This window comes from Corynebacterium sp. USCH3 (assembly GCF_037619475.1).
In the GTDB taxonomy this organism is placed as follows: Bacteria; Actinomycetota; Actinomycetes; order Mycobacteriales; family Mycobacteriaceae; genus Corynebacterium.
The window spans coordinates 598478-612431 of the sequence record NZ_JAQPZT010000001.1; the positions used below are offsets into that span (position 1 = coordinate 598478).

Annotated in this window: 13 protein-coding genes; 12 read left to right on the top strand and 1 reads right to left on the bottom strand. The window is 68.4% G+C overall.

Annotation, left to right across the window (positions count from 1 at the left end; translation table 11 throughout):
• The first annotated feature begins 11 nt into the window (after nucleotides 1-11).
• The 12 genes from pafA to PQI66_RS02860 are packed head-to-tail and all read left to right on the top strand — an operon-like array spanning nucleotide 12 to nucleotide 12486.
• Nucleotides 12-1409: a Pup--protein ligase gene (gene pafA, locus PQI66_RS02805; RefSeq protein WP_339996015.1), complete on the top strand. Its 1398-nt coding sequence runs from the start codon at nucleotides 12-14 to the stop codon at nucleotides 1407-1409.
• Complete coding sequence (locus PQI66_RS02810; protein WP_339995829.1) at nucleotides 1406-2410, top strand: helix-turn-helix transcriptional regulator; 1005 nt, start codon at nucleotides 1406-1408, stop codon at nucleotides 2408-2410. Before pafA ends, PQI66_RS02810 begins: the two co-directional genes overlap by 4 nt.
• Nucleotides 2407-3477 (top strand): WYL domain-containing protein, encoded by a 1071-nt coding sequence (locus tag PQI66_RS02815; RefSeq protein ID WP_339995830.1) that lies wholly within the window; start codon nucleotides 2407-2409, stop codon nucleotides 3475-3477. The genes PQI66_RS02810 and PQI66_RS02815 overlap by 4 nt, the downstream gene beginning before the upstream one ends.
• Before the next feature lie 42 nt (nucleotides 3478-3519).
• A complete protein-coding gene (gene tatA, locus PQI66_RS02820) occupies nucleotides 3520-3756 on the top strand; it encodes a Sec-independent protein translocase subunit TatA (protein WP_339995831.1) in 237 nt (78 codons plus the stop codon).
• A gap of 22 nt (nucleotides 3757-3778) precedes the next feature.
• The gene (gene tatA / locus PQI66_RS02825) at nucleotides 3779-4030 is read left to right on the top strand and encodes a Sec-independent protein translocase subunit TatA (protein ID WP_339995833.1); all 252 of its coding nucleotides are present in this window, start codon (nucleotides 3779-3781) and stop codon (nucleotides 4028-4030) included.
• Nucleotides 4023-5036, top strand: coding sequence for a twin-arginine translocase subunit TatC (gene tatC, locus PQI66_RS02830; protein WP_339995835.1), 1014 nt, complete (start codon nucleotides 4023-4025; stop codon nucleotides 5034-5036). Before tatA (PQI66_RS02825) ends, tatC begins: the two co-directional genes overlap by 8 nt.
• Complete coding sequence (locus PQI66_RS02835; RefSeq protein ID WP_339995837.1) at nucleotides 5023-7725, top strand: DEAD/DEAH box helicase; 2703 nt, start codon at nucleotides 5023-5025, stop codon at nucleotides 7723-7725. The genes tatC and PQI66_RS02835 overlap by 14 nt, the downstream gene beginning before the upstream one ends.
• 30 nt (nucleotides 7726-7755) lie before the next feature.
• Entirely contained in the window at nucleotides 7756-8868 is a 1113-nt protein-coding gene (locus PQI66_RS02840) for a M24 family metallopeptidase (protein ID WP_339995838.1), read from the top strand.
• Nucleotides 8865-9596 (top strand): SDR family NAD(P)-dependent oxidoreductase, encoded by a 732-nt coding sequence (locus PQI66_RS02845; RefSeq protein WP_339995839.1) that lies wholly within the window; start codon nucleotides 8865-8867, stop codon nucleotides 9594-9596. The genes PQI66_RS02840 and PQI66_RS02845 overlap by 4 nt, the downstream gene beginning before the upstream one ends.
• A gap of 10 nt (nucleotides 9597-9606) precedes the next feature.
• Complete coding sequence (locus tag PQI66_RS02850; RefSeq protein ID WP_339995841.1) at nucleotides 9607-10092, top strand: FxsA family protein; 486 nt, start codon at nucleotides 9607-9609, stop codon at nucleotides 10090-10092.
• A complete protein-coding gene (gene lnt, locus PQI66_RS02855; RefSeq protein WP_339995842.1) occupies nucleotides 10089-11666 on the top strand; it encodes an apolipoprotein N-acyltransferase in 1578 nt (525 codons plus the stop codon). The genes PQI66_RS02850 and lnt overlap by 4 nt, the downstream gene beginning before the upstream one ends.
• Nucleotides 11667-11673: 7 nt before the next feature.
• Complete coding sequence (locus PQI66_RS02860) at nucleotides 11674-12486, top strand: polyprenol monophosphomannose synthase (protein ID WP_339995843.1); 813 nt, start codon at nucleotides 11674-11676, stop codon at nucleotides 12484-12486.
• Here the strand turns inward: PQI66_RS02860 and PQI66_RS02865 are convergent.
• A complete protein-coding gene (locus tag PQI66_RS02865; protein ID WP_339995844.1) occupies nucleotides 12483-13604 on the bottom strand; it encodes an HNH endonuclease signature motif containing protein in 1122 nt (373 codons plus the stop codon). The two genes, PQI66_RS02860 and PQI66_RS02865, sit on opposite strands and share 4 nt — an antisense overlap.
• Between the last annotated feature and the right edge of the window lie 350 nt (nucleotides 13605-13954).

Here is a 13954-nt window from a genome sequence, read left to right on the forward strand (position 1 = left end):
CCCGCCGGATCATGGGCCTGGAGACCGAATTCGGTATCACCAGCGTGCTCGACAGTCACCGTCGGCTCGGCCCGGACGAGGTCGCCCGGCACCTCTTCGCCCCGGTGGTGGAGAAGTACCGCAGCAGCAACGTCTACTGGCCCAACGCCTCCCGGGTGTACCTCGACGTCGGCGCGCACCCGGAGTTCGCCACCGCCGAGTGCGACTCACTGCACCAGCTGGTCGCCTACGACCGTGCCGGGGAACAGATCTTCCATGAACTGGCCTCCCGGTGCGAGGCGTCACTGAACGAGCGCGGGATCGGCGGCAAGGTCTACCTGCTGAAGAACAACACCGACTCGGTCGGCAACTCCTACGGCTGCCACGAGAACTACCTGGTGGGCCGGGACATGCCGCTGAAGAGCCTCTCGGCCCAGCTGCTGCCGTTCCTGGTGACCCGCCAGCTGATCTGCGGCGCGGGCAAGATCAGCGTGCCGACCGCCGGGGCCCCGAACGAGAACTTCGGCCCCGGCTACTGCCTGTCCCAGCGCGCCGACCACGTGTGGGAAGGGGTGTCGTCCGCCACCACACGCTCGCGCCCGATCATCAACACCCGCGATGAACCGCACGCGGACTCCTCCCGGTACCGCCGCCTGCACATCATCGTCGGTGACTCGAACATGTCCGAGACCACCACCGCGGTGAAGGTCGGCTCCGCTCTGCTGGTGCTCGAGATGATCGAGGCCGGGGTCGCCCTGCCGGACTGCGAACTCTCGAACGAGATCCGCTCGATCCGCGAGATCGCCCGCGACGCCACCGGCACCACACCACTGTCCCTGCGCGACGGAGGCACCGCGACACCGCTGGGCATCCAGCGGGCTTTCCACGCCGCGGCCGTCGACTGGCTCGACAACCGACCGGAGACCGACTCCGGCACCCCGACCTCCCAACTCCTCCCCGTGGTCGACCTGTGGGGGAGGGTGCTCGACTGCGTGGAATCCGGCGACTTCTCCGCCGTCGACACCGAGATCGACTGGGTGATCAAGAAGAAGCTCCTCGACCGGGTCGCCGAACGCGGATCCCTCGACATCACCGACCCCCGGCTCGCCCAGGTCGACCTGACCTACCACGACATCAACCCGGACCGCGGACTGTTCCACATGCTGGCACGTCGGGGGCAGGCGGCCACCCTCGTGGACCCCGCCGACATCGCCACCGCCGCACAGACGGCCCCGCCGACGACACGCGCCGCCGCACGCGGCCGGTTCCTCACCGCGGCGGAAGCCAGCGCGCGGCAGACCACGGTGGACTGGACCCGCCTGAAGGTCAACGGGGACGGCGGCGCCGAGATCGTCCTCCCGGACCCGTTCACCCCCACCGCCGACGGCCTGGACCAGCTCCTCGAGATCCTGGAGGAGGACCCGCGGTGAGCACCCGGAACCGCCCGGCGGAGGTGCACTGGGACCCGGCGTCCTCCCGCCTGCTCAACCTCATCCTCGCGCTGACGGACCACCCCCGTCCGTTCACCTGGATCCACAGTCACGTCGACGGCTACGCGGGCGACGCCGACACCGTCCGCCGGCGGTTCGACCGGGACCGCTCGCTGATCGACGACCTCGGCCTCGTCGTCACCGAATCCACCGGGACCGACACCGACGGGCACCCCGAACTGCACTACGGCCTTGACCCCACGTCCAGTTTCCTTCCTGACCTCGCCCTCACCGACGCCCGGTGGCAGGCCCTGCGGCCGGCGGTCCAGTGGGTACCGAACCAGTCCCTGGCCGCGCCGGTGCGCCAGGCGCTGCAGAAGTTGTCGACCGTTGCCCCTGCCTCCGACGCCGACGGCGGCGATCCCGGTTTCTCCGCCCCGGTGCCCGACGCCGTCGACCTCACCGACGCCGACATCGAGGCCCTGAACGTCTGTCTGGACCGCAATCTGAGCCTGACCTTCCACTACTGGCCGGCGCTGACCGAACAACCGCAGGTGCGCCACCTCGACCCCTGGGCGGTGGCCGCCGTTGACGGCCGGCTCTACCTCACCGGATTCGATCTCGACCGGGACGGGCAGCGCACCTTCCGCCTGTCCCGCATCGCCGACCTGGAGACCGCCGCGACACTGATCCGGCACCGCGCGCCGGGCCGTCCTGCCGCCGAGCTTGTGACCGAGGGGTTGAAGGCCTCCTCGACGATGGTCACCGCCCGGGTACGTTTCCTCACCGACGGCGCCCAGGAACTCCGTGTGCTCGCCGGTCCTGCCGGTGACGACGGTGGGCACCCGCTCGGTCCCGTCGACCGACGCTGGCTGATCCGTACCGCGGCCTCCTATGCCACGGATGTGCTGGTGGTGGACCCACCCGACCTCGTGTCCGACATCATCGCCCACCTGGAGGACGCCGTGCGCACCTTCGGGGGACAGGAGGACCGGCCATGACCGAGTCCGCCCCGCGCCGACGCACCGTCGGCTACACCACCTGGCAGGTCCGGCGCATCCTGACCGCCGTCGCCTGGTTCCGTCGCCATCCGGACGGCTCGCTGATGCGGGCCGCGGCACAGTTCGGGGTGAGCGTGCCCCAACTCCGTCGTGAGTTGACGCAGGCCGCGACCTGCGGCCTTCCACCGTATCTCCCGGGCTCGCTGCTGGAGTTCACGACCTCGGGCATGCACGTCGACGTCATGTCGTCGCTCGGGCTCGACCGCGCGCCGTCGTTGACGACCGCGGAGTCGGGCGCGCTGCTGCTCAGTCTGGACCGGCTGGCCAGTGTGGTCACCGGCCCCGGGCGCGCCGACATCGACGCCGCCGCGGAGGTGATCCGTGACCTGCAGCGGGACGTCCGGGACCGCCGCGACCGTTTCGTCGCCGACGAGTTCACCACACCTGCGCGACCTGACGCCGGAGCCGGCACCCCCGCAGACGGGGGGTCTGCCGTACTGGCCGGGAACCTGCCGGCCCTGCGGGAGGCACTGTCGACGCGCCGGTGGGTGGTACTGACCTACCGCTCGGCGTCCTCGGACTCGGTGCGTCACCGTGAGCTCGTCCCTGACCAGTTGGAGTTCATCGACGGACAGGCGTACCTGTGGGCCCGGGACGACACCGACGTCCAGCGTTGCTTCAACGTGTCCCGGATGTCCCGCGTCCGGGTCACGGACCGGGTCGCCCCGGAGGCCCGGGAGCGTGAGATCGACGCCGACGACCCCTTCGGTTTCGACCGTGACGGTCAGCGCTGGGCCGAGATCGAGCTGGAGAACGGCGCGGCGTGGATGTTCGAGTACCTGCCGATCTGGCAGATCGACGACGACACCGGCGCGCTGCGTGCGGCGATCCCGGACACAGGGGACTGGTTGGAGCGCTTCCTCCTGGCCTACGCGCCGACGATCCGGTCGGTGGCGCCACAGAGCCCCGCGGCCGACGCTGACACCACGGACACCGGCTGTGATCTCTCCCACCGCGTGGCCCGCCGCGCCCGTGCTGCGCTGGATGCCTACCGCTCTCTGGCGTAGGGTTACCGGTGACTGATCCACACGACGGAAAGGCACTAGCCCATGGGATCCCTCGGTTGGCCTGAGATACTCATTATTCTCCTCGTCATCGTCCTGCTCTTCGGGGCAACGAAGCTACCGACGCTCGCCCGGTCCGCCGGCAGGTCAATGCGCATCTTCAAGTCGGAGATGACCGAGATGAAGAACGACGGACAGCCGTCCTCCGTCGACGGCGGCCCCACCACTGACGCTGGTGCCACCGACCCGGTAACCGACCACGACAAGAACAACCAGGCCTGACCGGCCGAGGAGCGACAACCCCATGATGCCCGGACCCATGCAACTGCTCATCGTCGTACTCGTACTCGTCCTTCTCTTCGGTGCCGCCAAACTGCCGACCATGGCACGCTCCCTCGGGCGGTCCATGCGTATCTTCAAGTCGGAGATGACCGAGATGAAGAAGGACGGCACCACTCCCGCGGTCGAATCCGCTGCCGCGCCGACGGTGTACGACGAGCCTGTCGCCGCAACGGAGCTGAATGACCTGAAGACCACCCCGAAGAGCAATGGCTGACAGTTCCCCTGAGGCTCCCCGTCGGGTCCGTGTGCCGCGCACACGACGCCTGGCGAGGAAGCAGCGTCGCCCGACGGATGCCGAGATGTCTCTCGTCGAGCATCTCAAGGAACTCCGGCGACGGATCCTGATCGCGCTGGCAGCGATTGGTGTCGGCACTGTCCTGGGGTATCTGTGGTACTCCAACGGGGTTTTCGGCACCCCGAGTCTCGGCGAGATCCTCAAGGACCCCTACTGCCAGTTGCCCCCGGAGAACCGGTTCGGAGCATCCGACGGCGAATGCCGCCTCCTCGCAACCGGCCCCTTCGAAATGTTCATGCTGCGGCTCAAAGTTGGCTTCCTTGCCGGGCTGGTATTGTCGGCGCCTGTCTGGCTGACCCAGATCTGGGGTTTCATCACCCCGGGACTGAGGAAGAATGAGAGGCGCTGGACACAGACCTTCGTCACTGCGGCAACACTTCTTTTCGTCATCGGCGCAGTTCTGGCCTACTTCGTCCTGGCCTTCGGACTGGAGTTCCTGCTCACCATCGGTGACGAAGCCCAGATCGCCGCGCTCAACGGCAGTTCGTACTTCAACTTCGCCCTCGGCCTGCTGCTGATCTTCGGGGTGAGTTTCGAACTGCCGCTGATCACGGTGATGCTCAATCTCACCGGAATTCTCAGTTACCAGGTCCTCAAGGACAAGCGTCGGTACATCATCCTCGTGCTCTTCATTTTCGCGGCCTTCATCACCCCGGGACAGGATCCCGTCTCCATGGTGATCCTCGCGATCTCGCTGGTCTTCATGATGGAGATCGCGATCCAGATCGCCCGCGTCAACGACCGACGGCGTGCGAGGAAGGCCGGCATCGACGGGGTCGACGGTGTTCCCGATGACCTCGACGACGAAACAGCGTCCTCGATCGCCCCCGCCTCCCGGCTCAGCGCACCACGCGCGGCCCCGACCCCCACCCCCACCCCCACGACACCCAGGATGGACCACAACAATCTCGATGACCTCCTCTGACCCGGGCACCCTCCCGGCAGCCGTCGCGGCCTTCGCCGCCGCGTACCCCTTCCCGCTGGACGAGTTCCAGCTCACCGCCGCAACCTCCGTCGCCGAGGGCCGCGGCGTCCTCGTCTGCGCCCCCACCGGCGCCGGAAAGACCGTGGTGGGGGAGTTCGCCGTCCACGAGGCGTTCCGCCTCGACGGCACCTGCTTCTACACCACCCCGATCAAGGCACTGAGCAACCAGAAGTACCACGACCTCGTCGCACGCTACGGGGAGGACCGGGTCGGCCTGCTCACCGGCGACGTCAGCATCAACGGTGACGCCCCGGTGGTCGTGATGACCACCGAGGTCCTGCGCAACATGATCTACGCCGACTCCGACCGTCTCGACACCCTCACCCACGTGGTGATGGACGAGGTCCACTTCCTCGCCGACCCGTCCCGCGGGCCGGTCTGGGAGGAGACCATCCTCAACCTCGACCCGTCGGTGATCCTGGTCAGTCTGTCGGCGACGGTGAGCAACGCCGAGGAGTTCGGCTCCTGGCTCTCCACGGTGCGCGGCCAGACCGACCTCGTGGTCACCACCCACCGTCCCGTCCCGTTGCACCAGTCGATGATGGTCGGATCGCAGATCATGCCGCTCTACGGCAGCGGGAAGGACACCGACGTCAACCGGGCCGTCGTCGCCGCGGCCACCCGGGCGGAGGAGTCAGGCCGGCGTCAGGGGCCGAAACGGTCCGATGTCGTCGCCCAGATGCGCGGCGCATCGATGCTCCCGGCGATCTACTTCATCTTCTCCCGCGCCGGCTGCGACGGTGCGGTCCGTCAGCTGCTCGTCGACCGTGTACGTCTGACCACCGACACCGAACGCGACGAGATCCTCGCCACCGTCGACAGGGGCGTCGACGGCATCCCGTCCGAGGATCTCGGGGTGCTCGGGTTCCGCCAGTGGCGCCGGGCCCTGGGCAACGGCTACGGGGCGCACCATGCCGGGATGCTCCCCGCGTTCCGGCACATCGTCGAGGACCTGTTCTCCCGCAGCCTGCTGAAGGTCTGCTTCGCGACCGAGACCCTCGCACTGGGCATCAACATGCCCGCGCGCACCGTGGTGCTCGAGAAGCTCATCAAATTCAACGGCGAGGCCCACGTGGACCTCACACCGGGTCAGTACACCCAGCTCACCGGACGCGCCGGCCGCCGGGGCATCGACACCGAAGGCCACGCACTGGTGCTGTGGTCCAAGGGCATCGACCCGTACGCGGTGGCCAACCTCGCCCAGACCCGCACCTACCCCCTGGACTCCACGTTCCGCCCGGGGTACAACATGGCGGTCAACCTGATCTCCACGAAGGGCTACACCGAGTCCCACCGTCTGCTCGACCGCTCGTTCGCCCAGTACCAGGCGGCGTCCACGGTGGTGGAACAGGCGGAGCGGGCGAGCCGGCGCCGACGCGACCTCGCCAGCCTGGAACGGGACCTGTCGAAGGCCTTGTCCTCGCTCCGGGGGGCGAAGGTCAGCGCCGAGGACGCCATCGAGTACGCCGGACTCCGCCGGGACCTCACCCTGGAGGAACGTCGGGCGAAGAAGGACTCCGCCTCCGACCGGCAGGCCGAGACCGCCCGGCTGCTGTCCAGCCTGTCCGTCGGCGACATCATCGCGTTGCCGACCGGTCGGCATCCGCAACTCGCCACCGTGGCCCGCAGCGACTCCGACCACCGCCGTCCCCGCCCCTGGATCATCACCGAGGACGGGTGGTGCGGCCCGGTGAGTGCCGAGACGTTCGGCAACGTCCCCGTCCCCCTGGGGCACATGTCGCTGCACAAGGGCGTCCAGCGCAGTCCGAAGCGCAACGCCCGCGCCGTGGCGTCCAACCTGCGTCGGCAGAAGGTCGACCGGCCACGCGTCCTCAAGCCGAAGGCGAAGAGCGGCTCCCGAAAGGCCGCCGAACTCCGCGACAAGGTACACGTGCATCCCGTCCACCTGCTGGCCGAGCGTGAGGACCTGGTACGCCCGGCGGAGCGGGTCGTCGCGGCCCGACGTACCCTCGAACGCGAGTTGGAGGTCGTCGCCCCGGAGACCGAGTCACTGTCACGGACCTTCGACCGTATCCTCGACCTCCTCGGTGAGCTCGACTACGTGGAGCGGGACGAGGCGGCCCCGTCCGCCGACCGCACCGGCACCCGCGTCACCGCGGAGGGGCGGCGACTCGCCCAGGTCCACCATGAGGCGGATCTCCTCGTCGCCCAGTGCCTGCGTCGCGGTGTGTGGGACGACCTCGATCCCGCCGAGCTCGCCGCCGTGGTATCCACCTGCGTCTTCGAGAACCGGCGGGAGAGCGAGGGCCGTCACGAGGACGGTGTCCCCACGGAAGCACTGGCCGACGCGGTGAGCGCGGTCTTCCGCATCCACGGCGAGCTCGTCTCCGACGAGTCCCGGCACCGGCTGCCGCTGACCCGTGACCCGGACATGGGCTTCGCCACGGCGGTGCACCAGTGGGCTGCCGGCGCACCCCTGGACTACTGCCTGCGTGCCGCGGAAGCGTCCGGGGCGACGTTGAGCGCCGGTGATTTCGTGCGTTGGTGCAACCGGGTCATCGACCTGCTGGAGCAGATCCGTCACACCGGGTACTCGTCCTCCGTGAAGGCCTCCGCCAGGAAGGCTGTACCGGCGATCCGGCGGGGCGTGGTGGAACTGGGCGCGTAGGGGACCGGCTCTGGCCTACACTGGCTTCCCATGAGCTTTCCTGTCCCCACCTACACCGCCCGTCTCGACGCCGTCGCACGGCTCCTCGACGAGCAGGGTCTCGCCGCGGCGGTGCTGACCCCCGGCCCGGACCTGCGGTTCCTCCTCGACTCCGACATCGAGACCCACGAACGTTTCGCCGCGCTGGTGGTCGGCCCGTCGTCGCGTAGAATCGTCGTCCCCGGCGTGGACGCCGCCGCCCTCCGTGACGGCGTGGCGGGGGAGGCCGGGGTCGAGGTCGTGCCGTGGAACGACGGGGAGGATCCCGTGGAGTTGCTCGGCCTGCCGGACGGTGCCACCGTCGCGGTCTCCGGCACCATGACCGCCGACCACCTGCTCACCCTCCAGGGCAGGGGAGTGCGGACCCGCAACGCCACCACGGTGCTGCGTGACGTGTTCATGGTCAAGGACGACGTCGAGATCGCCGAACTCGCCCGCGCGGGCCACGCCATCGACGCCGTCCACCGGCAGGTTCCGGGCCTGCTGCGGGCGGGACGCACCGAGCGCGAGGTCGCCGCCGAGCTCACCACCCTGATCCTCGCCGAGCACGTCGCCGTGGACTTCGTCATCGTCGGTTCCGGACCGCACGGGGCCGACCCGCACCACAGCTACTCCGACCGCGTCCTGGGTGAGGGGGACGTGGTCGTCGTCGACATCGGCGGCACCCTCGACTCCGGCTACCACTCCGACTGCACCCGCACCTACGTGCTCGGTGCCGCCTCCGAGGAGCAGCAGGAGGCCTACCGCGTCCTGCAGCACGCGCAGGACGCGGGAGTGGCCGCCGCGCGGCCCGGTGTCACCGCCGCCGAACTCGACAGCGTGGTCCGCGAGATCATCGACGCCGCCGGGTACGGCGACTACTTCACCCACCGCACCGGTCACGGCATCGGTGTCTCCGGCCACGAGGAACCGTTCATCATCGCCGGGAACGACACCGTGCTGACCGAGGGGATGGCTTTCTCCGTCGAACCCGGGATCTACGTCCCCGGCCGGTGGGGTGCGCGGATCGAGGACATCGTGGTCCTCACCGCCGACGGCTGCACACCGCTCAACACCACGACGCACGACCTCACCGCCGTCGGCACGTCAGAGGTGCCCGCATGACACGCATCGCACTGTTCGGTGCCACCAGCGAGATCGGAGCGGAGATCATCACCCGGCTCGCCGCCGGCAACGACATCGTCCTGGCCGCACGACGCCCCGACGCCCTCGCGGACCTGGTGACCGCATGTCAGGAGGCCGGGGCAACCCGGGTGGAGACCGTCCACTTCGACGCCTCCGACTGCACCGGTCAGGCAGGCGTCATCGACACCATCGAGGCGTCCGGTCCGATCGACACCGCGGTCGCGACCTTCGGGGTCCTCGGCGACCAGGACCTCGCCGAGCACGACGGGGGAGAGGTCGAACGTATCCTGCACACCGACTTCACCGCCCAGGCCGTCCTGCTCACCGAACTGTCCACGCGGATGGCGGCACGCGGACGAGGTGACCTCGTCGCCTTCTCCTCGATCGCCGGTGCACGGGTCCGTCGACCGAACTACGTCTACGGCTCGGCGAAGGCCGGCCTCGACGGATTCTGCCAGGGCATGCAGGACGCGCTGCGCGGCACCGGGGTCCGGCTGACGGTGGTCCGTCCCGGATTCGTCATCGGACGCATGACCGAGGGGATGGACCCGGCGCCGATGTCGGTGACGCCGGACGTCGTCGCTGACGCCACGGTGACCGCACTGGCCTCGCGACGGAGCGACGTGTGGGTCCCCCGGAAACTCGCCGTCCTGGCCCGGATCATGCCGCTGGTCCCGAGAGCACTGTGGCGACGGGCACCGCGGTAGGGTGGGGAGTATGCCCAGACTGCTGCCCCTGCTGTACATCGTCGCCGAAATCCTCGTGTTCTTCCTGGTCGGGAAGTGGATCGGGTTCGGGTGGACGGTCCTGCTGGTCCTGGCGACGTTCATCGGCGGCATGCTGCTCGCCGGGTGGCAGTTCCGTGAACTTGTCCGGCGGTCGATGACCGACCGGGCACACCCGGGCCGGCTCACCGCCGACGCCGCGTTGAGCGCCGTCGGTGCCGTCCTCGTCGCCCTGCCCGGACTGGTCACCGCCGTGCTCGGCATCGTCCTGCTCCTGCCGCCGACCCGCTCGCTGGTGCGTCGCGGGCTGGGCGGCGCGCTGCGCCGCAGGATCACCAGTTTCGGCGGCGCGTCCTTCACGACCGTCTCCGGTGTGAGCATGCCGCAGACCCGGGACGTGGACGGATGGGGCGAGGTCATCGACCACCGCACCGACGAGTTCGACGACAGGGATGACAGCAGGGACGACAGGGCGTGATCCGTTTCCTCCTGCTGACGGCCGCTGCAGCGGCCGCCGGGGTGGCCCAGTTCGCCTCCTACCAGCCCACCGGTCTGTGGTGGGCGGCCCCACTGGGCTTCGCGCTCTTCTTCATCGCGGTGGACCGCGCGGTGTCAGGCGCTCCCACGGACGCGACCGGGCCCCGTAACGTCCGACGGTGGGTGATGTGGCTCAGCTGGGTCCAGGGCCTGGTGTGCTTCCTGTTCCTGTTGCCCTGGGTCGGCGAGTACGTCGGTGCCATCGCGTGGATCGGGCTGTCCCTCCTCGAATCCCTTTACAGCCTGCTCTTCGGGCTGGGCCTGGGACTGATCTGCGTCGTGGCACGGGCGTGGGACAGGGGCGGCCGTAAACGTCACGGCCGATCGGCCCTTCTGCTCGTGACGGTGCCTGCCTGGTTCGTGGCCACGGAGTGGCTCCGCGCCTCATGGCCCTTCGGTGGATTCGGATGGGCCCGGGTCGCGTGGGGCCAGATCACCGGGCCGCTGGCAGAGTGGTCGACGGTGGCCGGGCCTGCCCTGGTCACCTTCGCGGTGGTACTCACCGGTGTGGCGCTCGCGCTGCTGACGCGCCGCCGCTACGTCACCACGGCCTCCGCCGTGGCCGTGACCGTGGGCGGTGGACTCGTCCTGGGCGCTGTCCCGACCTCGTGGGGAGGTGACGTCGACGAGACCCTCAACGTCGTCGCCGTACAGGGCAACGTTCCACGGCTCGGGCTGGACTTCAACTCCCAGCGCAGCGCCGTACTGAACAACCACCTCACGCAGACCTTCGCACTCGCCGAGGAGATCGACCGGGGGGAGCGACCGCGCCCGGACCTGGTGATCTGGCCGGAGAACGCCTCGGACATCAACCCCTTCGTCAACGAGAGCGCCGCCGAGCAGATCAGCGCCGCCGCGAAGGCCGTCGGGGCACCCCTGCTGGTGGGGACACTCACCCGCGACGAGGAAGGGTCCCGGAACACCGCCGTGGTGTGGGATCCCGAGACCGGTGCCGGCGACCAGCACGTGAAGAAGTTCCTCCAGCCCTTCGGCGAGTACATGCCCTACCGTGACCTGTTGCGCCACGTCAGCCCGTACGTGGACATGGCGGGTGACTTCAAGCCCGGCGACGGCGACGGCGTGGTGGACATGGACGGCGTGCGGGTCGGTGTGGCGACCTGCTACGAGGTGAGCTTCGACGGCGCGTTCCGTGATGCGGTGCGCGCCGGGGCCACGCTCTTCGCCAGTCCGACGAACAACGCGACCTTCGGGTTCACCGACATGACGTTCCAGCAGCTGGCGATCAGCCGGATGCGGGCGATCGAGTACGACCGGTCCGTTATTGTCGCTGCGACCTCAGGGGTCTCGGCGATCGTGTCACCGGAGGGCGCTGTGATGGACCGGACGGAGATTTCCCGTGCGGGTCTTTTGCAGGAGGACGTTCCGGTGCGCGATACTGAGACGTTGTCGGCACGCATCGGCCCCGTCGGAGAGTGGATCCTCGCCGCCGTTGGCGTAGCATTCGTGCTTTATACAGGTTTCCGGCAGAAGAATTTCCGGCAGAAGAAGAGGTAGGCAGAGGTTGGCTACGGGACATTCGACGAACCCCAGTGACCGCACCCTGGTCATCATCCCGACCTACGAGGAGTTGGAGAATCTCCCGCTCATCGTGGGTCGCCTCCGTGCGGCAGAGCCTGACCGCGTGGACATCCTCATCGTCGACGACAACAGTCCGGACGGCACCGGAGAACTCGCCGACGAACTCGCCGCCGGCGACGGGCACATCAACGTCCTCCACCGTGAGGGGAAGGGCGGCCTGTGCGGTGCCTATGTCGCCGGCTTCCGGTGGGGGCTCGAGCATGACTACCAGGTGCTGTGCGAGATGGACGCCGACGGTTCCCATGCCCCGGAGCAGCTGGACCGGTTGCTGGAGCAGGTCGACGCAGGGTCGGATCTCGTCGTCGGGTCGCGTTACGTTCCCGGCGGAAAGGTCGTCAACTGGCCGTGGAACCGGTGGTTCCTGTCCAAGGCGGGGAACATCTACATCTCCATCGCCCTCGGCGGCGGGCTCTCCGACATGACCGCCGGTTACCGCGCCTACCGCCGGTCGCTGGTGGAGTCGCTGGACCTCGACGAGTTGTCGAACGCCGGTTACATCTTCCAGGTCGACCTCGCCTTCCGGGCGGTCCAGGGCGGTTTCGCCGTCGACGAGGTACCGATCACCTTCACCGAGCGGGAGATCGGGGAGTCCAAGCTGGCGGGCAGTTTCGTCAAGGACAGTCTGATGGTCGTGACGGCGTGGGGGATCCGCCACCGTGCCGCCCAGATCAGCACTCTTGCCGGGGCGTTCTGGCGGTTGGGCAGGGATTCGGTCAGGCAGAAGATCGGTCGCTAGAACGGCACCTCTTCCGTGCTCGCTCTGCGTGCCGCGGTGAGTACCGCCTGCTGGGATGCACGTACTGCCTTTCGTCTCTCATTGTGCTCCCGTACCGTCCTGTAGCGCCTGCTCGCCAGGGTGGCAAAGCTGGTTCTCGCGAATCCGGCGAGAGGCCCCGTCGGTTCGGTGACATAGGTGTGCCCGTCGTCGACGCTCGACCACATCACCGAGCCGTCACCGGCCTTGGTGGCGTCGACCCAGCCGAGTGTCTTGAGGAGATGGTGGGAACGGCACAGGGGATGGAGGTTCCCGGTGTCGGTCGGCCCGCCGGAGTCCGGATCCCCGTGGTTGTAGCGACGCACGTGGTCGATATCGCATTTCGCTGCGGGTACCTCGCACCCGGGGAAGGTACAACTGGTGTACACGCCTTCCAGGAACTCCACCATCCTCCTGGTGGGTGTATAGGTGTCCGTGGCTTCGTGGCCGGGAATCCGGAGGTGGGTGACGCGCTCCATGAATGCGTCGGTCGCGACGGCGTCGAGCCAGTGCCCGCCTGATGTCGCAGCAACCTTGCTGTTGATCTCGCGGTAGATGTTCAGGGTCACGCTGACATCGGCGGTACCGCGGACCAGATGAAGCAGGCCGTCTGCGCGTGAACAGGACATTTCACGGCAGACCGCGTCGAGGACGGCGACGACCTCCTCAGCTTCCTCAGGCGGGAGCGTTGCGGTGACTACGGTGGCGCAGGGGTCATAGGTGTCGACACTGACGCGTCGGGTGGGTGTACCACAGTCGCGGGGATCGACACCGGCGGGTGGCCCGACAGCGTCGGAGGTCAGGGCCGACCCCGTCGTTCCTATCATCTCCGCACAACTGACGGGTGGTGGTTCAGGATCCGTGTGGTCGACGGGACGCGCGAGTTCATCGATCCTGTGCATCGCCTTGAGAATCTTCTTCACCATCGCGCGCGGCCCCGGCATCACCTGCCTGTCCCGTCGGGGAGTGAGGACGGTAATCAGGGCCTCCTCCGCTGCGTCGGTGTCGTCAGGCCGGATACCGTCTGCGCTACGCGCCAATACCCGGAGATGGTCGAAGCTCAGCATCCCCCGGAGCAGGTGAGCCTTGAGCCGGGGCATGCGGGCGCACAGTAACCCGATGTCCGTGTAGGTTTCAGCCCTGCACCGCGTCAGCGACAGCCTGGACTGAAGGCGCGCGTGATGGGCCACAACATCGACGGCGCCCTGAGGAACGCACTGGACGGCGATCTCGATCATCGCACGGTTCATCCTTCTGACTGCGACGGCGGCAGTGTCCGTCGACGTCTCGATCGACCACTGTCGGAACGTGAACGAGGGTTCGTACAGCTCACCCCAGTCAATGAGGATTCCGGAAACAAACACGAGATCGGGGTGCCCCGGCCTCGCCTGTGGAGGGTCGTGCTCGGGAGGTGGGGGAGCAGGCTGTGACGCGGTGTCATCCATGTCGA

Coding starts and splice junctions, on each gene's coding strand:
- pafA (WP_339996015.1), top strand. CDS start 12: ATGGGCCTGGAGACCGAATTCGGTATCACCAGCGTGCTCGACAGTCAC.
- PQI66_RS02815 (WP_339995830.1), top strand. CDS start 2,407: ATGACCGAGTCCGCCCCGCGCCGACGCACCGTCGGCTACACCACCTGG.
- tatA (WP_339995831.1), top strand. CDS start 3,520: ATGGGATCCCTCGGTTGGCCTGAGATACTCATTATTCTCCTCGTCATC.
- tatA (WP_339995833.1), top strand. CDS start 3,779: ATGATGCCCGGACCCATGCAACTGCTCATCGTCGTACTCGTACTCGTC.
- tatC (WP_339995835.1), top strand. CDS start 4,023: ATGGCTGACAGTTCCCCTGAGGCTCCCCGTCGGGTCCGTGTGCCGCGC.
- PQI66_RS02835 (WP_339995837.1), top strand. CDS start 5,023: ATGACCTCCTCTGACCCGGGCACCCTCCCGGCAGCCGTCGCGGCCTTC.
- PQI66_RS02840 (WP_339995838.1), top strand. CDS start 7,756: ATGAGCTTTCCTGTCCCCACCTACACCGCCCGTCTCGACGCCGTCGCA.
- PQI66_RS02845 (WP_339995839.1), top strand. CDS start 8,865: ATGACACGCATCGCACTGTTCGGTGCCACCAGCGAGATCGGAGCGGAG.
- PQI66_RS02850 (WP_339995841.1), top strand. CDS start 9,607: ATGCCCAGACTGCTGCCCCTGCTGTACATCGTCGCCGAAATCCTCGTG.
- PQI66_RS02865 (WP_339995844.1), bottom strand. CDS start 13,604: ATGCCCCGGCTCAAGGCTCACCTGCTCCGGGGGATGCTGAGCTTCGAC.